General features: G+C 71.1%; 19 protein-coding genes. 5 read left to right on the top strand and 14 right to left on the bottom strand.

Translation table 11 applies throughout. The features are described 5' to 3' along the window. Positions 1 to 16: 16 nt before the first annotated feature. A complete protein-coding gene (locus QCD66_RS08955; protein ID WP_375736085.1) occupies positions 17 to 715 on the bottom strand; it encodes a DUF6882 domain-containing protein in 699 nt (232 codons plus the stop codon). A gap of 144 nt (positions 716 to 859) precedes the next feature. Here QCD66_RS08955 and QCD66_RS08950 point away from each other — a divergent pair, with 144 nt between their 5' ends. After that, complete coding sequence (locus QCD66_RS08950) at positions 860 to 1,276, top strand: CBS domain-containing protein (protein ID WP_364209774.1); 417 nt, start codon at positions 860 to 862, stop codon at positions 1,274 to 1,276. Positions 1,277 to 1,399: 123 nt separating this feature from the next. Here the strand turns inward: QCD66_RS08950 and QCD66_RS08945 are convergent, their stop codons facing one another. The 9 genes from QCD66_RS08945 to coxB form a co-directional block, all read right to left on the bottom strand. After that, positions 1,400 to 4,045, bottom strand: a complete 2,646-nt coding sequence (locus QCD66_RS08945; protein ID WP_375736084.1) for an ABC transporter permease — start codon at positions 4,043 to 4,045, stop codon at positions 1,400 to 1,402. Beyond that, positions 4,042 to 4,743, bottom strand: coding sequence for an ABC transporter ATP-binding protein (locus QCD66_RS08940; RefSeq protein ID WP_364209768.1), 702 nt, complete (start codon positions 4,741 to 4,743; stop codon positions 4,042 to 4,044). The genes QCD66_RS08945 and QCD66_RS08940 overlap by 4 nt, the downstream gene beginning before the upstream one ends. 131 nt (positions 4,744 to 4,874) lie before the next feature. After that, positions 4,875 to 5,180: a hypothetical protein gene (locus QCD66_RS08935; RefSeq protein WP_364209765.1), complete on the bottom strand. Its 306-nt coding sequence runs from the start codon at positions 5,178 to 5,180 to the stop codon at positions 4,875 to 4,877. Between the two features lie 454 nt (positions 5,181 to 5,634). After that, positions 5,635 to 7,221: a hypothetical protein gene (locus QCD66_RS08930; protein WP_375736083.1), complete on the bottom strand. Its 1,587-nt coding sequence runs from the start codon at positions 7,219 to 7,221 to the stop codon at positions 5,635 to 5,637. Then, positions 7,218 to 8,096: an ATP-binding cassette domain-containing protein gene (locus QCD66_RS08925; protein ID WP_364209759.1), complete on the bottom strand. Its 879-nt coding sequence runs from the start codon at positions 8,094 to 8,096 to the stop codon at positions 7,218 to 7,220. The genes QCD66_RS08930 and QCD66_RS08925 overlap by 4 nt, the downstream gene beginning before the upstream one ends. Continuing rightward, positions 8,093 to 8,932 carry a hypothetical protein gene (locus QCD66_RS08920; protein ID WP_364209756.1) on the bottom strand — a complete coding sequence of 280 codons (840 nt, stop codon included), beginning with the start codon at positions 8,930 to 8,932 and terminating at the stop codon, positions 8,093 to 8,095. Before QCD66_RS08920 ends, QCD66_RS08925 begins: the two co-directional genes overlap by 4 nt. A gap of 16 nt (positions 8,933 to 8,948) precedes the next feature. Further along, entirely contained in the window at positions 8,949 to 9,506 is a 558-nt protein-coding gene (locus QCD66_RS08915) for an RNA polymerase sigma factor (protein WP_364209753.1), read from the bottom strand. Between the two features lie 174 nt (positions 9,507 to 9,680). Continuing rightward, on the bottom strand, positions 9,681 to 10,106 hold the full coding sequence (locus tag QCD66_RS08910; RefSeq protein WP_375736082.1) for a cytochrome c oxidase subunit 4: 426 nt from the start codon (positions 10,104 to 10,106) through the stop codon (positions 9,681 to 9,683). A gap of 10 nt (positions 10,107 to 10,116) precedes the next feature. Further along, positions 10,117 to 11,061 carry a cytochrome c oxidase subunit II gene (coxB, locus tag QCD66_RS08905; protein WP_357537671.1) on the bottom strand — a complete coding sequence of 315 codons (945 nt, stop codon included), beginning with the start codon at positions 11,059 to 11,061 and terminating at the stop codon, positions 10,117 to 10,119. A 122-nt stretch (positions 11,062 to 11,183) separates the two neighbouring features. Here coxB and QCD66_RS08900 point away from each other — a divergent pair, with 122 nt between their 5' ends. Then, a complete protein-coding gene (locus QCD66_RS08900; protein ID WP_375736081.1) occupies positions 11,184 to 12,374 on the top strand; it encodes a cysteine desulfurase family protein in 1,191 nt (396 codons plus the stop codon). Positions 12,375 to 12,513: 139 nt separating this feature from the next. After that, positions 12,514 to 12,744 carry a sulfurtransferase TusA family protein gene (locus QCD66_RS08895; protein ID WP_364209939.1) on the top strand — a complete coding sequence of 77 codons (231 nt, stop codon included), beginning with the start codon at positions 12,514 to 12,516 and terminating at the stop codon, positions 12,742 to 12,744. Positions 12,745 to 13,027: 283 nt separating this feature from the next. On the opposite strand, the gene QCD66_RS08890 is transcribed toward QCD66_RS08895, so the two are convergent. The 4 genes from QCD66_RS08890 to QCD66_RS08875 all read right to left on the bottom strand — a co-directional run bounded on the left by QCD66_RS08890 (position 13,028) and on the right by QCD66_RS08875 (position 16,483). Continuing rightward, complete coding sequence (locus QCD66_RS08890; RefSeq protein ID WP_375736080.1) at positions 13,028 to 13,558, bottom strand: AAA family ATPase; 531 nt, start codon at positions 13,556 to 13,558, stop codon at positions 13,028 to 13,030. 37 nt (positions 13,559 to 13,595) lie between these two features. After that, positions 13,596 to 14,573 carry a carbohydrate kinase family protein gene (locus tag QCD66_RS08885; RefSeq protein WP_375736079.1) on the bottom strand — a complete coding sequence of 326 codons (978 nt, stop codon included), beginning with the start codon at positions 14,571 to 14,573 and terminating at the stop codon, positions 13,596 to 13,598. A gap of 230 nt (positions 14,574 to 14,803) precedes the next feature. Next, complete coding sequence (gene erpA, locus QCD66_RS08880; RefSeq protein WP_212821156.1) at positions 14,804 to 15,172, bottom strand: iron-sulfur cluster insertion protein ErpA; 369 nt, start codon at positions 15,170 to 15,172, stop codon at positions 14,804 to 14,806. 177 nt (positions 15,173 to 15,349) lie between these two features. Then, entirely contained in the window at positions 15,350 to 16,483 is a 1,134-nt protein-coding gene (locus QCD66_RS08875; protein WP_364209738.1) for a glycerate kinase, read from the bottom strand. Between the two features lie 69 nt (positions 16,484 to 16,552). On the opposite strand from QCD66_RS08875, the gene nadA reads away from it, so the two are divergent. Together nadA and murA are read left to right on the top strand one after the other, a co-directional pair. Continuing rightward, entirely contained in the window at positions 16,553 to 17,722 is a 1,170-nt protein-coding gene (nadA, locus tag QCD66_RS08870; protein WP_375736078.1) for a quinolinate synthase NadA, read from the top strand. 257 nt (positions 17,723 to 17,979) lie between these two features. After that, a complete protein-coding gene (gene murA / locus QCD66_RS08865; RefSeq protein WP_407567073.1) occupies positions 17,980 to 19,338 on the top strand; it encodes a UDP-N-acetylglucosamine 1-carboxyvinyltransferase in 1,359 nt (452 codons plus the stop codon). Positions 19,339 to 19,371 lie beyond the last annotated feature (33 nt).

Here is a 19,371-nt window from a genome sequence, read left to right as displayed (position 1 = left end):
CGGTGGGGCCGCCTCGTCAGGCGGTGCCGCGCCCCACCATCTCGCCGGACATCCCACCGATCCGGCCGAGACTGTCGAACGTCACCGTCAGCACGCCCTCGGGCAGCCGCAGCCGTACCGTCGAGCCGTCGGCCTTCGTCCGCAGCCGGCGCAGGTGCGCGTACGACAGCAGTGCCCGGCGGTGGTCGCGTACGAGGCCGTTGGTGAGCGCCTCGCCGATGACCCGGACCGTCCGGGGCAGGTTCGGCGCGGGAAGGGCCAACTCCGGCCCGTCGATCAGCAGGTGCACGCGGGTGCCCGGCCCGGCCGCGAACGAGTAGCCGGTCCAGCACCGGGTGACCACCTTCGCCGCCTCGGTGAGCCGGGGGGCGAGGTCCGGGGTGAGCGGGATCTCGGCGTCGGTCAGTTCCCGGATGCCGTGCTGCCGGCCGAACTCGGCCACCCGCAGCGACATGGCGGTGACCTCGGGTGCGAAGCCGGACGGGTTGGCCCACCCCCACAGCCAGGTGCCCAGCCGCTCGGAGGTCGACCCGAGCATGCCGAGCGTGGTGCTCAACGTACCCGCGCCGAGGAGGTCCAGCCGCCGGGCGTTGAGATCGACCTGGAAGCGGTGCTCGCCGAGTTGTTCGGTCAGGTCGATCAGGTGCTCCTGGTGTTCCCAGGAGTAGAAGGCGGCATCGTTGACCAGGTCGTCGAGGGTGAGGGGTTTCATCATGCGGCGGAATGTACCGCCCGTTGTCGACCTGACTGCGACGGTTCATCCCGATACAGACGGTGCCCGGCTGCCGGCCGTGACGGAGGAATCGGCCCCACCGGGGTGGGTACTCGACGCGGACCGGGAACGACGGAGGTACGGACCATGCGAAGCGCACGAGACATCATGACGCCGGGCGTCACCTGCATCGGGGCGAAGGACGATCTGCAGACCGCCGCCCGCCAGATGATGGAACTGGACGTCGGCTCGCTGCCCATCTGCGGCGAGGACAACCAGCTCAAGGGGATGCTGACCGACCGCGACATCGTGGTGAAGGTCATTGCGGCCGGCCGCGACCCGCGCGGCGTCACCGCTGGCGAACTGGCCGAGGGCAAGCCGGTGACCATCGGTGCGGACGACGACGCCGAGGAGATCCTGGAGACCATGAGCGAATACCAGGTACGCCGGCTGCCGGTCATCGACGGGCACGAGCTGATCGGCATCGTCGCCGTGGCGGACGTCGCCCGGGCGCTGCCCGACCGGCCGGTCGGTGACCTGGTCGAGTCCATCTCGCAGCATTGACCGACCCACCGGTCCGCCGCCGGATGCCGTACCTCGGTACGCGAACCGCACCGGCGGCCGGGTCGCGAAGCGACAGCGGGTCGGCCGGGCGTATGGTCCGGCCGACCCGCGACACCGACGGGTTCAGTACGCGCGTCTGAGCAACGTCTTCACGCCGGCACCGCTGAACCAGCCGGCCAGACCGGCGGCAGCGACGGCGCCGAGCCCGCAGGCGAAGAGTCCGAGCCAGGGCCAGAACGACCATCCGACGTCCATCGCGGCGAGCAGTGCCGGCATGGCGACCACGGCGCCGAGGCTTCCGACGAACACTCCCAGTAATGTGACCTGCCCGGCGTGTGAAGCGCTGAGCAGCGACCGGAAGCGGCGGTTGGCACCGGCCGCGGCCAGCGCCGACAGGTCGGGCCGCATGTCCTGCGTCGCCAGCGACACGGTCACGAACGCAAGGGTCGCTGCGGCCAGGACCAACAGCGCGATGCTCGCCACCGTGGTGCTGCGCAGGACCTTGCCCGCGGTCGGTCCGCGCTCGACCTCGAGGCTGAAGAATCCGGTACCGATGTCCGACGACAGCGAACCCCGCGCCCGGTCCTCCTGCTCCGGGCTGATCGCGCCGGCCGAGGCCGGCACGTAGAAGTACGCCGAGTTCGGCTGCACGACGGCGCCGATACCGTCGAGTGCGTCCTCCGTCACGAGGACCGCCGGAAGATTGCGGTACGTCGTCCGTTCCTGGACCACCAGCGCGGGCAGCCGGACCGAGATGGTGCCGCCCTGCCCCTGGGCCGCGTCCGGCTTCGGCGCGTCCACGGTGACGGTCCCGTCCGGAGCCAACCGCCGGTCGAGGACGAGGACCTTGTGCTGCGCCAGCGCGGCCAACTCCGCCTGCGTCGCGGCCCTACCGAGCAGGACGGACAGGTCGTCGGGCGCGATCACCATCAACGGGGTGCTCTGGGTGGGAAAGCCGGTTTCGGCGACGCACTGCTCCGGTGTCCGCGGTGATCCGTCCGACAGCGAACCGCCGGCCGACATGCACTCGCTGACCGGGTTCCGGGCCTGGAAGTCTCCCCAGAAGGTGAAGTTGCTGCCGTCGTCGGCCAGGTCCTTGGGTGGTGGCGGGCTGGCCAGGCCGAGTCCGACAACCCGGTCGACCTCGAAGGCGTCGGTCATCGCGTTCACGGCCGCGGGCGACGGCATCCTCGTGGTGTAGATGAAGGCCGTCCCATCCGGGCTGTTGGCGATGTACGTGCGGTTCACCTCGGCGGTCAGCCCGCCCATCGCCCCGAGCACCAGTCCGGCCAGCAGCGTCAAGCTGGCGATCACCGTACCCAGGGCGGCGGCCCGGGGTGCGGATCGGGCGGCGGCACGCAGGCCGATCCGGTGCAGCAGCGGCAGCCCTCCGGCCCGCTCCCCCAACGCGGGCAGCAGCCCACGCAGGAGGTAGCCCACGCCACAGACCAGGCTGAGGGCACCAACCAGGACCAGCATCGGCGTGTTGAGGATCGCGCCGCTGGCGAGCAGGAAGATTCCCATCGGCGCCACCCCGGCGATCACCAGGAGGCCACGCCGGCGGCTGCGCCGGACCGGCTCCGGCTGATCGCGCAGGGCCGCCACCACGTCCAGTGCGACCCCCCGGGCCGCCACCAGCGCCGATACGGCCGGAGTGGCGATCCCGAGTACGGCGAGGACGGCCAGCGCGCCCAGATCAGGGCGGACCGGTCCCCAGATCTCGAAGCTGCGGGCAGCGGCCACGGGCGCGATCGGGAACGCGGCCGCGATCCCGAGGATGATCGCGATGACGACGCCGGCCACCCCGGCCAGCAGCCCCTGGTAGGAGATGACCGCGCGGCGCACCCCGGGCCCGGCTCCGGCCGACGCCAACAGGCCGAGTTCCCGGCGGTTACCGCGCACCACGATGGCGTAGACCGCGCCGAGCACGAGACCGATCTCGGCGACGACCAGGACGGTGATCCCCAGGATCCATGCGTTGACCTGGTCGCCGGGAACCATCGACTCGTTGTCGGAAAGCAGGAACGCCCGCTGACGGTCGCTGACGCTCCACCCCCGCGCGCGCAGTGCCTCGGAATCGAGCCGTACCGGCACGTGCCACGTCAGTACCGTGCTGTTCCGGCCTGGCAGCAGTTCCTGCTGCCCGCCGGCGCTGGCGGCTCCGGGGGTGTTCCGGACGGCGGCCAGCGGAGTGGTGACGACGAACTTGCGCAGCGTGTCGGTGACGATCGCGACGACTCCGGTCACCGTCGCCGGCGCGGCGTCCGGGCCCAGGCCGACCTCGTCGCCGATGCCGACCCCGAGCCGTTCGGCCACGCTCTGCGACAGGGCGACCTCCCGGTCGCCGCGCGGCGTTCGCCCGTCCAGCAGATGGAAGCGCCCCCGGTGGATCGCCGCGTCGAGGTCCACCCCGTACCCGAAAGAGTCCACCTGCCTTCCGTTCGCGGCCGCCGGAAGGTAGCCGTTGACCTCGACGTACGACTCGACCGAGTGCCCCGCCGCCCTCGACAGCTCCGCCGACCCCGTGGCCAGGGCACGCTCGACGCCCTGTTCACGAACGAACGCTCCGTTGTTGACCACGCTCTGCGACTGCCCGATCAGGGCTTCCACACGGGTTTCCGGCGAGAGGATGCTGGTGGCCCGGACCGTGGAGAGGGCCGCGGCCACCGCCAGCGGAACCACCAGGGCGGCCAACAGGATGAACGTGCGGCGGCGGTCGCGCCGCATCCCACGTACCGCCAGCCGCAGCGCGACCCGCCGGGCGCTCACGCGTCGGCCCGGCGCGCGCCGGAGGGCTCGACGAGGTCGCCGTCGAGCAACCCGTCCCGCATGTGCAGGACCCGGTCGGCCTGGGCCGCGACCGAGCCGTCGTGCGTCACCACGACGCAGGTGGCGCCGGCGCGGACCAGCGTCCGCAGCGCATCGAGCACCTGTGCCGCGTTATCGGAATCCAGCGCTCCGGTGGGCTCGTCGGCCAGGATGAGCCGCCGGTCGCCACAGATGGCGCGGGCCAGTGCAACCCGCTGCTGCTGGCCGCCGGAAAGAGTGTCGGGGTATCTGTCCGAGTAGTCGGCCATCCCTACCATCGCCAGAGCGCCAAGCGCCCGGTCGCGCATCTTTCGACGCGGTAAGCCATCCAACTCGGCGGGCAGCATGACATTTTCCAGAACGGTCAGGATCTGTACGAGATTGTAGTCCTGGAAGACGTACCCGATATGCCGCCGACGGTGTCGGTAAAGATCATTCTCGGAGAGTTGGTCGATTCGGACGCCGGCCACGGTGACCGTACCGGAATCCGCCGGCTGGAGACCACCGGCAATGGTCAGCAGGGTCGATTTGCCGCACCCGCTCGGCCCCATCACCGCGGTCATCGTTCCCGGCGTCGTCGCGAGGCTGACCCCACGGACCGCCGCGACCCGCACCTCTCCGGCCCGGTACTGCCTCGTCACGTTTTCCAACACGAGCATTCTCTTGTCCTCTCCTGGCAATCCAGGCCCAGCGAGAGGATAATCGTCCGAGTGGTTGCCGGGCTGCTTCTCTCAGCCCGGCAACCCATCCCGATCTCTCTCGGTCGATCAGCTCCTACATCGGCTGACGACTAGTGCTGGAACCCGGAGGCGTTCACGCCGAACGTGCAGGTCGACGTCTGGAAGTTGTAGTTCGTGAAGCTTCCGTACTGCCACGGCGAGTAGACAGTGGAAGGCGACAACTCGCAGTCGCCCCACAGCCTGACCCCGTGGTCGCCACTGTGGTCACAGCCGTTGGCCCAGGCCCGACCGCCGTTGGAGCCGCTGAAGCCGCTGCTGTCGCAGGAGACACTGCCGGCCTGCGCCGGCAGTGCGGCGAGCGTGAATCCGCCAGCGGCGAGGAGCCCCAACGCCGCGGTGACCAGAATACGTTTCACGAAATACTCCATTCATCAAAGTTGAATCAGCCGGGGCGTGCCACAATCTTTCCGTCACGCCAGAACCGAGGCGAACACACCACGATTCGCCGCTCCACCCGATACGACCGATCGCGAAAGCGGATCTCATCCGGTCGACTAACAGGCGATCCGGCAACGACGCACGGACCCGCAGATGAGGACCTCGATAATTCTTCCCGATCGGGACGGCGGAGCACGCGCGTTCCTCGGAGCAGCCACTGTCACCCCCGTGCAACTGGGCCACGAACTGGTCCAGACTAACGGAGGAAACATCCGATTACAACCGTGAAATGAACGGACGAAATCGTCGTAGATCAATTACATCCCGCTGCCGCACTCCTCTCCGACAACCAACCAAATCGGTAGGCCCGATATCAACCCGGTGCCGGCACCGAGGGTCCTCCCGCTGCGACCACGACCGGCTCGCCGACTGTCATGCGAGGCACCCGGCATCCGCTGGCGCCGACGGCACCGGAACTCCCAGGATCTCGCCGGCCCGCCCGGTCACGGTGTCGATCCTGCTCAACTCGGCCCAGGATCGCAGGACCGCCGCCGCGACGACCTCGACCGGCCGGTCCAGAAGGGAGACCACGAGCGCGAGTTCCTGGGCCGGCAGGGTGACGCCGGACCCGAAGCTGGGTTCGCCGAGATGGGCGCCTTCGACGTTGCGGGCCTGCATCTCGCGTAGGGCGGTCGCCGCCCCCGGAGACGCCTGGCCGGCCAGCCAACCGACCAGGACCGCCCGGGCACCACAGAGCGTGCCGAACACCCCTGCCCCCTCACGGGCGAGAACCTCGTACGCGACAAGCGCGGCGAGGCCGAGCTCGTACTCCCCCTCCCCCCACCGGGTCCCGACGGTGACCGTGTTCGGAGTTCCCGCCGCGAGGTCACCGGCCCGCCAGGTGGCGGCCCGGAGCTGCTGTTGCCGCGGCGTGACGACGCTGCCGCCGTGCAGATAGCCGTGCGCCCAGACCCGTTGCCGAACGGCCATCGGCCGGCGCGCCTCGGCCGGCGGCACCCGGAGCAATACCGCCCGGAGCACCGCGTCCCATCCATCGACCCAGGCGACGAAGTCGGGGAACACGCAGTACCTGACCTGGTCGACGGCGACACAGGTCTGCTGGCGGGCCGGGTCCCGACTCGCCAGGATCCGATCGGCCACAACCTCGTCCCCCGGGGCGGTGACCTGCCCTACTCCCCCGCCCACCGCCAGCAGCAGACCCACGACGGCCGCCGCGCCGACCCTTCGGCCCCCCGCCCGGAACAGGGCCGCGACGATCACCAGCACCAGCACACCGGCCAGATAACCCAGATGCCAGGCGGCCGGACGGGCGAGCAGATGGGTCGGCAGCGGCATCGGGTCCCGCTGCGCGGCAACGGGCAGAAACCAGCCCAGCCAGGGGTTGCCCGGGGCATCGGGAGAACTGTACGCGCCCGTGGCGACGGCGAGACCGAGCAGCGTGAGCGGAGCCACGAACAGCGACCGGAACAGTTGACCGAGGAGAACGCCGAGTGCACCGAGAAGGACGACCACCATCGGCCCGGACATCAACTCGTAGGGGTTCATCCGACCGGCCGCACCCGGAGCCGCGGACATCACGACCGCCCAGATCAGCACCAGCACGGTGGCGAGGCCGCCGAACAGCAGCACGGCCAGCAGGTGGGCACCGACGCGCCAGGGCACCGGCAGGACCAGCACGCCCTGCGCGGCGGTCGTCCCGTGCCGGTGCCCACGCAGCACGGCCAGGTTGCCGACGACCAGGGCAGCGCCACCCAGCAGGACCATGACGGGGTACTGGATCCATCTGTCCTCGTCCTGAAGCACCGGATAGCTGTTCGCGCCCCCGATCAGCAGCGCATACACGCAGAGGCCGACGAACGACAGGACCGCGACGATCGTGACCGGATGACGTACGGCCAACCGTGCCTCCAGCCGGCCTAGCGCCAGCATGCTGCGCCCGCGTCGCGCGACCAGTTTCTCGGCCACCCGGTCCCGAGACGGCACCGAGTTGCCCGTCATCGTTCCGCCCGACCATTCGACATCTGCTCGACGAGCAGAAGGTAGCCGTCTTCGACGCTCGGCTCGGCAAGTTCCGCGTCGGCCGGCGGATCACCGATGTGCCGGTAGCGACCAGTCGCGGTACGCCACGACGCCAACGCGCCAGCGGTCCGGCTGGTGCTCGTCCAGACTCGGCCGGCGGCAACCGCCGCCAACTCCGCCGGTCGTCCCTCGAACCTGACCTGACCACGCTCGAGCACGAGGACGTGCTGGCAGAGCATCAGTACGTCCTCGATCTGGTGGGTCGAGACCAGGACGGCCCTGCCCTCACCCAGTTCGGCGATCAGCTCACGGAACCGCAGCCGCTGCTCCGGGTCGAGACCCACGGTCGGTTCGTCCAGAATCAGCAGATCCGGATCCCCGACCAAGGCCATCGCCACCGCCACCCGCTGGCGGGTCCCCCCGGACAGCGATTTGATCTTCTTTCCGCGCTGGTCGTCGAGCCCCACGGTGGCCAGGACCCTGCGCACCTCCGCGTGCCGCCGCCGGCGATCGTCGAACTCCTTGAGGATCGCCACGTAGTCGACGAACTCGAACACCGTGAAGTTCGGGTGGAGTCCGGAGTTCTGCGGAAGGTAGCCGACCCGGCGCCGGATGGCGAGCCGACCGGAGGCGGTCCGTGGATCGTGGCCCAGCACGGTCAGGTCACCGGAGTCCGGTACGAGCCCGGTGGCCAGCGTCCGTAGCAGCGTGGTCTTGCCCGCGCCATTGGGTCCAAGCAACCCGGTGACCCCGCGACGCAGGCCGAGCGACACCCCCGCCAACGCGGTGACAGGACCATACCGCAGGGTCAGCCCGGAGGCGCTGACCGAGTAACCGCCGACCGAGGTGCTCACCGTCTCCTCCACAGGACCAGGCGCGACGAGCGCCCACCGTCGCGCGGCAGGTCGAACGCCGGCCTGAGCCGTACGAGCATGGTTGCCGCCAGCAGCGCGGCGACGGCGACCATCGACTGGCCGCCTGGGCCGAGGAGGAAGCTCCCGGCTCCCAGGCCGATCACCAGCATCGCCCAGGCCAGGCCGACGACCACCGCCGCGCCGACGGGTCCGAACGCGGGAGTCAGTGCGAGGCTGAGCAGGGTCAGCGCCAACGCAGGCAGAAACCAGCCCAACGCCCGAAGGCCCTCTTCCGGAAGCCCGATACTGGCGATCACGCTCAGCACCGTCGTGGTGGTCAACACCGCGGCGGTACGCAGCAGCAGCAGCCGGAAGGTGTGCAGCGGCGCGACGATGGCGACCTCGTACGTCGGATCGACGCCCCGCCCGTACGACGCGGCCACGCCGGCCAGCGGCAACAGCGGGGCGACGGCCAGGAAGACCACGGGCTGCACCAGGTTGGCCAGGGCGATGGTGAGCGCCAGGGTCGAGGCGACCGCGATCAGCCAGGAGATCCGCAGCACCGGGGTCGCGACCAACAGCCGGGCCGTGTGATCGGCCACCCCGCAACGGAGGAGAAGCCGTTCGATCGGCCCGGGAACCGGTGCGTCGAGTTCGGCGTCCAGCCGGGCCCAGCCGAGTTCCAGAATCTCCGGGTCCGTCACCGCCGTCAGCCTGGCGCGACAGTCGGCACATGCCGCGAGGTGCGCCTCGGTCGACCAGAGCATCGGCGGCGTCGACTCCCCGCCGGCGTACCGCCGCAGGTCCCCGTCCGGCACGTGCCATTCGGCACTCATGGCTTCCTCCAGCGGTTCACGCCAGCTCCTGGCGCAGTTGCCGGCGGGCTCGCAAGGCCCTCGTCTTCACGGTCCCCGACGGGATCCCGAGCAGTACCGCCGCCTCCGCGGTCGTCAGGCCGTCGAGGACGGTGGCCTGCAGGACGGCCCGCAGTTCGGGCGAAAGCCGGTCGAGCGCTCCGGCGACGTCACCGTGCTCGATGCCGAGCAACACCTGTTCCTCCGCGGAGGGCGCCTCGCGCATCCGATAGCGGGCCAGCAGCCGGCCCAGCCGTTCCCGGCGGCTGTCCCCACGCAACGAGTCGATCAGTCGGCGGGACCCGATCCGCCACAACCAGCCGGCGACGTCGCCGCCCGGCTGCTCGCCGTATCGCGCCTTGCCACGCCAGACGGCAAGGAACGTCTCCTGCACCACGTCATCGACGAGCGACGGGTCCGAACACCGGTAGCGCAGCCGCAGCGCCAACCAGGCGGCGTAACGCTGGTAGAACAGCTCGAACGCCGCCCGGTCGTTGGCGGCGATCAAGCTCAGCAGTTGCGCGTCGCTTGGTGCTGCACCCGACAGTGGTTCCACACCCCTTCATCGCATCGACCGCGACGTTCGGTTCACCCGGCGGGGACAATTCTCCAACAGCCGGTGCGGGCGCGTTTCCAACCGCCGGTACGGGGCGCTCGAACGACAACGGGCCGGCACGGCTCCCGACGAGGGAGCCGCACCGACCCGTGGGTCACGAACAGATTCCGCTACTCAGTGCTCGGCGGTGCGCCGGGTGCCGGTGTAGTACTCGAACAGCAGGCCGCACGCGGTCAGGATGACCGCGACCATGCCGACGGCCACCAGCCAGAGCTGCCAGAACACCAGGCCGAGACCGGCGACAGTGGCCGCCAGGGCGATGCCGAAGGGCCAGTAGCTGCCGGGGCTGAAGAAGCCGATCTCACCGGCACCGTCGCTGATCTCGGCGTCCGGCCGGTCCTCCGGCCGCAGGTCGATGCGCCGCGACACGAACCAGAAGAAGCCGCCGCACATCGTGCAGAGCAGGAACGACAGGCCCAGGGCCACCGTACCGATCCACTCGACGTGGCCGAGCTGCCCCTCGGTCCAGAAGCCGTAGACGAAGGTCGCGAAGAGAAGGAACCCGGCGATGATGAGGAATAGGCGCCACTCGGTCTTCATGCCCCGGTCCTCAGCTTCCCGCGCCGCTGGCGCCGTCGTTGCCGAAATTCTGCGCGGTGCGCTTGGTGTCGAACGGCACCGTCGTGACCGCGAACGGCTCCTCACCGATCGCGGTGAGCGCCTGCTGCGGCGTGCTGCCGCCCTGCAGCGCGGCGAGGTACTGGTCGTACCGCTCCGGCGAGACGACCCGCAGCTCGAAGTTCATCATCGAGTGGTAGGTGCCGCACAGCTCGGCGCAGCGGCCGACGAAGGCTCCCTCGGAGTCGATGCTGGTGACCTGGAAGGCGTTGCGGACGTTGCCCGGGAAGACGTCGCGCTTGAAGAGCATCTCCGGCACCCAGAAGGAGTGGATGACGTCCTTGCTGGTCTCCTCGAAGCGGACGGACCGCCCGGTGGGCAGGACCAGGACCGGGATGATGTCGTCCGACCCGAGCACCGACGCGGTCGTGTTGGCGTCGGGGCCGACGCCGTCCCGGTAGTTGAACTGCCAGTTCCACTTGAACGCCACGACCTCGACGGTGATGTCGGGGTTGCGGGAGGTCTTGTCGACGTCGGTCTGCACGATCGCCGTGTAGTAGAAGAGCACGGCGACGATCAGGATCGGCGCGATGGTGTAGAGGAACTCCATCGGCATGTTGAACCGGGTCTGGACGGGCAACTCGTCGCCACGCTTGCGGTAGCGGATGATGCACCAGAAGATCAGGCCCCAGGTGAAGAAGCCGACGGCCAGGGCCGCGATGGTGGAGCCGATCCACAGGTCGTACATCCGGTTGGCCTCGGGGGTGATGCCGCCCTGCGGCCACCCGAACCCGCCGAACGCGGCACCGACGTCACAGCCGGTGAGCGTGATCAGCGACACCGCACCACCGGCACCGAGCCCGGCCAGCCGTCCAACGCGGCTGCGCGAACTGCGCCTGGCGGCCGTGGGTCCTGATTCCGAGCGCCTTGCGAGCACCTTGTCCTGCCTCCCTGGGAGCGCCGCGGTGGGTGTTGGTTCGTCAGCACCGACGGCAAGGGCGTCACCGACGGTCGCAGATTACTCGACCATGCCCGGCCGGACGGCCTTGGGGTGGGCGAATGGCGGACCTGACCACGAGGGGGACTACCGTCCTACGGGTGGGCGTGACAGGCGTTTACCTCGACGCGGCGACGGCGGCACCGCCGCACCCGGTGGCCCGCGAGGCGTTGCTGGCAGCCCTGGCGGACGGCTGGGCCGATCCGGCCCGGCTCTACACGCAGGCCCGCCGGGCCCGCCAGTTGCTCGACGCGGCCCGGGCCGCGACCGCCGAAACCCTCGGGGTACGCCCTGACGAACTGTCGTTCACCGCCAGCGGTACGACCGCGGCGCATGCCGCGGTGCTGGGCGGGCTGGCCGGGCGCCGCCGGAGCGGGACGGTGCTGGTGCACTCGGCGGTCGAGCACTCGGCGGTGCTGCACGCCGCGGGGCGGCACGTCGCGGCCGGCGGTTCGGCCGTCCCGGTGCCGGTGGACCGGCTCGGCCGGCTCGATCTCGACGCCTGGTCGGCGGCGGTGGCCGGGCCCGGGGTGGCACTGGCCGCGTTGATCAGCGCCAGCCACGAGGTCGGCACCGTCCAGCCGGTGGCGGCGGCCGCGCGGGCCTGCGCCGACGCCGGGGTGCCGCTGTACGTCGACGCGGCCCAGTCGGTCGGCCGGGTGCCACTGCCGGACGGCTGGTCGGTGCTGACGGCCAGCGCCCACAAGTGGGGTGGGCCGCCCGGTGTCGGCGTGCTGGTGGTACGCAAGGGCACCCGGTGGGAGTCGCCCTATCCGGAGGACGAGCGGGAGTCGGGGCGTACGCCCGGGGTGGTGAACCTGCCGGCGGTGGTCGCCGCGGCGGCGGCGCTGCGGGCGGTGGCGGCCGAGGCGACGGCGGAGGCGGCGCGGCTGGCGGCGCTGGTCGACCGGATCCGGTCGACGGTGGCGGCGACGGTGCCGGACGTCGAGGTGGTCGGCGACCCGGTGGACCGGCTGCCGCACCTGGTGACGTTCTCGTGCCTGTACGTCGACGGCGAGGCGCTGCTGCACGCCCTGGACCGGCGCGGTTTCGCCGTCTCGTCGGGCTCGTCCTGTACGTCGTCGACGCTGCGCCCGTCGCACGTGCTGGAGGCGATGGGGGTGCTGTCGCATGGCAACGTACGCGTCTCGCTGCACCGCGGCACGACGGAGGCCGAGGTGACCCGCTTCCTCGCCGAACTCCCCGAGGTGGTGGCCGCCCTGCGCGCCGAGGCCGGCGTAACCGACCTCTGACCCATGATCCGCGTGATCAGGGAGTACGTCGAGCGTGTCGTCGGTGAGTCGGGCTCCCTGGCCCCTGATCACGGGGATCTTGGGATTCGGCCCTGATCGCGGGGATCTTGGAGAGACGGTGTCGGACGGGGAGGTGGGGGTGGAGGCGGTGGAGGTGCTCGACTGCCGGGGGCAGCGGTGCCCGCTGCCGGTGATCAGGCTGGCCCGGCGGCTGCCGGAGGTGCCGGTGGGCACGGTGCTGCGGGTGCTGGCCGACGACCCGGCGGCCGGCAACGACATCCCGGCCTGGTGCCGGATGCGGAGCCAGGAGTTCGTCGGCCCGACCACCGTCGGGGACACCCCGGCGTACGACGTCCGCCGCACGACCTGACCGACCGGGCGCCAGGGCCCGGGCTCGGCGCACCCGAGGGCCGACGCGCCCCGAGGGCCGGCGCGCCCCGGCGCCCCCGAGGGCTGATCAAGGACTAGTCGTGGCCGTTTTGTCCAACTTGTCGCGCAACAAGTCCTTGATCAACGCACCGCCCCGCGCCGGCCTCGATCGTCTGCTGTTCCGGCACTCCGTGCACGGCGTGTTGAACGCCTGAACCGCAGACGATCATGACGATCGGGCGGGCGGTGCGGTGCGGGGCGGGGGCGGGGGCGGGGGCGGGGACTCAGCGCAGGTATGCCAGCAGGCCGGGCAGCGGGTCGCCGGGGACGGCGGTGTCGACGATCAGGCGCGGGCCGACGTACGGCTCGTATTCGGCCCGCCGGCCGACCACCTGCGCCCAGTCCGGCGTCCCGGCACCGCCCTCCTCGGCCAGCCGACTCTCGACCCGGCGCCGGTGCTCCGTCTCGTCGCCGCACCACACCTCGACCACCCGCAGCGGCACGCCGGTGCGATCGGCGATCTCCTGCCACAGCCGGCGGGTCGCGGCGACCGGGTTGACCGCGTCGACGACCACCGGCACACCCATGCCGAGCTGTGTCTCGGCCTGGGCGGCGACGATGCCGTACGCGGCGTGGCCGGGGCGGGGTTCGGTCACCTCGTGCCGGCCCAGCTCACGGTCGACCGGGTCGACGGCGAGCACGGGCACCCGCAGCGCCGACCCGACCTGTCTCGCCAGGGTGCTCTTGCCGACGCCGGGCAGCCCGGCGAAGACCACGAGCAGCGGGCGGGGCGGCGCACCGGATCGGGTGGTCACGCCGTCACCGCCACGCCCCGGGCAGCGGGCGCCCCGGTCACGCGCCCAGGTGCGGGCGTACGTCCTCGGCGACGTGGTCGCCGTACGACTCGCCGAGGCGCTTGACGAAGACGTCGGGGCGTACCTCGTATTCCTGGGTGCCGACGGTCTCCAGCACCAGGGCGGCCAGCAGCGACCCGACCTGGGCGGACCGTTCGAGGCTGAGGCCCCAGGACAGGCCGGCGAAGAAACCGGCCCGGAAGCCGTCGCCGACACCGGTCGGGTCCTGGGCCTGGACGTCGCGGGCGATCGGTACGTGGATGCGCTCGATGTCGCGACCGGTGATCTCCGCCCCGTCCTTGCCGAGGGTGGTGACGCGGATCTTGACGCGGTCGAGGACCTGGTCGGCGGTCAGGCCGGTCTTGGATTCCAGCAGCGACTTCTCGTAGTCGTTGGTGAGCAGGAAGTCGGCGCCCTCGATGAGCTTGATCACGTCGGCGCCGTCCATGCGGGCGAGCTGCTGCGACGGGTCGGCCGCGAAGGCGTAGCCACGGTCGCGGCACTCCTCGGAGTGCCGGAGCATCGCGGCCGGGTCGTTGGCGCTGACCAGGACCAGGTCGAGACCGTCGACCCGGGCGGCGACCGGGGCGATCTCGACGTTGCGGGCCTCGCTCATCGCGCCGGCGTAGAACGACGCGATCTGGCACATGTCGAGGTCGGTGGTGCAGACGAAACGCGCGGTGTGGGCCACCTCGCTGACGTGCACCGCCTCGCAGTCGACGCCGTGCCGCTCGAGCCAGGACCGGTAGTCGGCGAAGTCGGCGCCGACCGCGCCGAGCAGCACCGGGCGCAGGCCGAGCTGGGCCATCCCGAACGCGATGTTGGCCGCGACGCCGCCCCGGCGGACGACCAGCTCGTCGACGAGGAACGACAGCGACACCTTGTGCAACTGGTCGGCGATGAGCTGGTCGGCGAATCTGCCGGGGAAATGCATCAGGTGGTCGGTGGCGATCGAGCCGGAAACGGCGATCTTCATGGCGGCCCTCTGGGTCGGCTACGGGGGGCGGTGCGCCCGATCAGCCTACCGGCCGTCCGCCGGTCGGTCGATCGCCCGCCACCCGTCGTTCACCCGCCGGGCGGCCCGCACCCGGCGCCATCCCGCGACCCGCCGGACGCCACCCGGTGCCCCCACCCGTCAGCCGGAAAACGGGTCCGGAAACGCCGACGGGGGCCACGGATCCGTGGCCCCCGTCGGCGTCGTACGGCTCAGTGGAACGAGTCGCCGCAGGCGCAGGAGTTCTGCGCGTTGGGGTTGTCGATGGTGAAGCCCTGCGCGTCGATCCGGTCGGCGAAGTCGATGCTGGCGCCGGCCAGGTAGGGGGCGCTCATCCGGTCGACGACGACCTCGACGCCGTCGAACTCGGTGACGATGTCGCCGTCGAGCGACCGCTCGTCGAAGAAGAGCTGGTAGCGCAGGCCGGAGCAGCCGCCGGGCTGCACCGCCACCCGCAGCCGCAGGTCGTCCCGGCCTTCCTGCTCGATCAGGGCCTTGACCTTCTGCGCCGCGACGTCGGTGAGCAGAATCGTGGTCGGGGCCGTGGCCTCGGTCGACTCGGTGTTCGCTGAAGTGGTCACGATGAAGGTCTCCCTGCGCCGATGGCGGTGATCGTTCCGCGGATGTTCCGTGCTGGATGTTCGTACTGACCTGGCCAACGCTAACCGGCCGGCCGATGATTCCCAATCGCGAGAATTCCCAATCGCGAGGATTCCCAGTCGGGACTACCTACCCATGTTACGTCGCTGAGAGTCGCGTCACCGGCTCCACTGGCGGGCCAGGTCGGCGGCGATCTCCCGCAGCCCGTCCGCCGGGCGGGTCATCGCCGCCTCGACGCCGCCGCGTTCCTCGCCCCCGAAGTGGTCGACCAGGCTGTACGTCTCGGTGATCCCGGCCACCGCCGCCTCCCGCCGCCCGGTGCTGACCCGGCCGGCCACCACCACGCACGGGATGCCCCGGTCGCGGGCGCTGCCGGCCACCCCGGCCACCACCTTGCCGCGCAGCGACTGGTGGTCGAACGAGCCCTCCCCGGTGATCACCAGGTCGGCCGCGTCGAGCGCCTCGTCCAGCCCGATCACGCGGGTGACCAGCGCGATGCCGGATTCGCAGCGGCCGCCGAGGGCGAGCACGGCCGCGCCCAGCCCGCCGGCGGCCCCCGCGCCGGGCAGTGCGGTCAGGCCCGGCGGGCAGTCGGGCAGGGCGTGGGCGAGCACGTCGGCGAACCGCTCCAGCGCGGCGTCGAGGAGCAGTACGTCCTCGCGGGTGGCGCCCTTCTGCGGTCCGAAGACGTTCGACGCGCCGTGCAGGCCGGTCAGCGGGCTGTCCACGTCGGTGGCGGCGACCAGTTCGACGCCGCGCAGCCGGGGGGTACCGCCGAGCCCCTCGGCGGCGGCGAGGGCGGCACCGCCGTACGGCAGGGCGAGGCCGGCGGCGTCGACCGGGGCGGCGCCCAGCGCGGCGAGCATGCCGCCGCCGCAGTCGTTGGTCGCCGAGCCGCCCAGCCCGAGGACGATCCGCCGGACGCCGGTCTCGACCGCGGCGGCGACGAGCAGGCCGAGGCCGTACGAGGTGGTGGTCTTCGGGTCCCGCTCGGCGGTCGACAGCAGGTGCAGGCCGCACGCCTGGGCGCTCTCGACGTAGGCGGTGTCGCCGACGACCAGGACCTCGCCCTCGGCCGGCCGGCCGAGGGGGTCGACGGTGCGTACCGGGATCCGCCGGCCGCCGGTCGCGCCGGCCAGCACCTCGACGAAGCCGGGTCCGCCGTCGGCGAGCGGCCGGGCGACGGTCTCGTCGGCCGGTACGACGGAATGCCAGCCCCGCTCCACTGCGGCGGCCACCTCGGGGGCCGACAGCGTGCCGGCGAACTTGTCCGGACAGATGAGGATCCGCATAGTTCGGCAGTGTGGCAGGCCACACCGGCTCGAGGTGACAGTGGGCGCCATTGTGGGAGCATTGGACGCGTGACTGCGACCTGGGTAGAGCCGTCCAACACCGCCACCGCACTGCTGCTGCTGGGGCGGGGATCCGACCCGTCCACCGAGCGCGGCGTGGAGTGTCCGGGCGACCTGCCCGCACCGAGCGACCCCGACCTGGTGGCCCGGGCGACCGCGGCGAAGGCGGCGCTGGGCAGCAGGGTCTTCGTGCTGGGGCACCACTACCAGCGCGACGAGGTGATCCAGTTCGCCGACGTGACGGGCGACTCGTTCAAGCTGGCCCGGGAGGCGGCGGCCCGCCCCGACGCCGAATTCATCGTGTTCTGCGGTGTGCACTTCATGGCCGAGAGCGCCGACATCCTGACCGCCGCCGCGCAGAAGGTGGTGCTGCCGGATCTGGCGGCCGGCTGTTCGATGGCCGACATGGCCGTGCTCGGCCAGGTCGAGGCGGCCTGGGAGGTGCTGGCCGACGCGGGTGTGGCGGCGTCGACGGTGCCGGTGACCTACATGAACTCGTCGGCGGACATCAAGGGCTTCGTCGGCCGCAACGGCGGTGTGGTCTGCACCTCCTCCAACGCCAAGCGGGCGCTGACCTGGGCGTACGAGCAGGGTGAGAAGGTTCTCTTCCTGCCCGACCAGCACCTGGGCCGCAACACGGCCGTGCTGGAGATGGGTTTCTCCCTCGACGACTGCGTGCTCTACGACCCGCACAAGCCCAACGGCGGCCTGACCGCCCAGCAGCTCCGCGACGCCCGGATGATCCTGTGGCGCGGGCACTGCTCGGTGCACGGGCGGTTCACCCTCGACAGCGTCAACGAGGTGCGCGAGCGGGTGCCCGGGGTCAACGTGCTGGTGCACCCGGAGTGCCGGCACGAGGTGGTCAACGCCGCCGACCAGGTCGGCTCGACCGAATACATCATCAGGACGATCGAGGCCGCGCCGGCCGGTTCGGCGTGGGCGGTGGGCACCGAACTCAACCTCGTACGCCGGCTCGCGCTCGCCAACCCGGACAAGCAGATCATGTTCCTCGACAAGGCGGTCTGCTACTGCTCGACCATGAACCGCATCGACCTGCCGCACCTGGTCTGGGCGCTGGAGGAACTGGTCGCCGGGCGGGTGCCCAACCAGATCACGGTCGATGCCGACACCGCGCATCACGCCCGGGTCGCGCTCGACCAGATGCTCGCGCTTCCGTAACCGTCCGGGCATCACGGTAAGTGACCAAGAATTTACAGTTGGGTAGAAGCGTCCCCTTTTTGTGCCACCTGAAGCCAGATGGGTAACTTATCCCCCATCACCGAGGGCTATGCTGCCGGAGCGACACCGGTCCGGTCCGCGGCCCGGTTCCACTGAAGGTTCGGCTCACGACCCGCCTGGGCGACGACGCGATGCGCCGCCCGGCCCGCCCCGGCCGGCCACCCCGATAGCTTCATCGACGCGCTGGAGGTTTTGCGTTGGCGACCAATGATGTCCTGGCTGTGCACGGCGGCACTCCCCTGCAGGGTCAGATCCGGGTCCGTGGCGCCAAGAACCTCGTCTCCAAGGCGATGGTCGCGGCACTGCTCGGCGACGCCCCCAGCCGCCTGTTCGACGTACCGCGCATCCGCGACGTCGAGGTCGTACGGGGCCTGCTCGAACTGCACGGCGTACGGGTCTCCGACGGCGCCGAGGACGGCGAACTGGTCTTCGACCCGGCCAACGTCGAGCGGGCGTCGACCGACGAGATCAACGTGCATGCCGGGTCGAGCCGCATCCCGATCCTGTTCTGCGGGCCGCTGCTGCACCGGCTCGGCCACGCCTTCATCCCCGACCTGGGCGGCTGCCACATCGGTCCCCGGCCGATCGACTTCCACCTTCAGGCGCTGCGGGAGTTCGGCGCGGTCGTCGAGAAGACCCCGGAGGGGCTGCACCTGACCGCCCCGAACGGCCTGCGCGGCACCAAGTTCGAGCTGCCGTACCCGAGTGTCGGCGCCACCGAGCAGGTGCTGCTGACCGCGGTGATGGCCGAGGGCGTCACCGAGCTGCGCAACGCGGCCGTCGAGCCGGAGATCGTCGACCTGATCTGCATCCTGCAGAAGATGGGCGCGATCATCACGGTGCACACCGACCGGGTGATCGAGATCCAGGGCGTGCCCCGGCTCAGCGGCTACACGCACCGGCCGATCCCGGACCGGATCGAGGCGGCGAGCTGGGCGGCGGCGGCCCTGGCCACCCGCGGCGACGTCGAGGTCCTCGGCGCCGAGCAGGGCGACATGATGACGTTCCTCAACGTCTTCCGCTCGGTCGGCGGCGCGTACGAGATCACCGACCCGCGGGCGCCGCGGACCGGGCACCCCGGCCAGGAGGGCGGCATCCGCTTCTGGCACCCGGGCGGCGAGTTGAAGGCGACCGCGCTGGAGACCGACGTACACCCGGGTTTCATGACCGACTGGCAGCAGCCGCTGGTGGTCGCGCTGACCCAGGCCCGCGGCCTGTCGATCGTGCACGAGACCGTCTACGAGCAGCGGCTCGGCTACACCGAGGCGCTCAACAAGATGGGCGCGACGATCCAGGTCTACCGGGACTGCCTCGGCGGCACCCCGTGCCGCTTCGGCCGGCGCAACTTCAACCACTCCGCGGTCATCGCCGGCCCGAGCAAGCTGCACGCCGCCGACCTGGTCATCCCCGACCTGCGCGCCGGGTTCAGCCACCTGATCGCGGCCCTGGCCGCCGAGGGCACGTCCCGGGTGTACGGCGTGGACCTGATCAACCGTGGCTACGAGGACTTCGAGGCCAAGCTCGCCGCCCTCGGCGCCCACGTGGAACGGCCCTGACCCCGCCTCGGTGGGCGGCCCGTCGGGGCTTCG

The organism is Polymorphospora sp. A560 (assembly GCF_045781765.1).
Lineage (GTDB): Bacteria > Actinomycetota > Actinomycetes > Mycobacteriales > Micromonosporaceae > Polymorphospora > Polymorphospora lycopeni.
The sequence above is the reverse complement of the archived record's forward strand: the minus strand, read 5'-3'. Positions and strand labels throughout refer to the sequence as shown.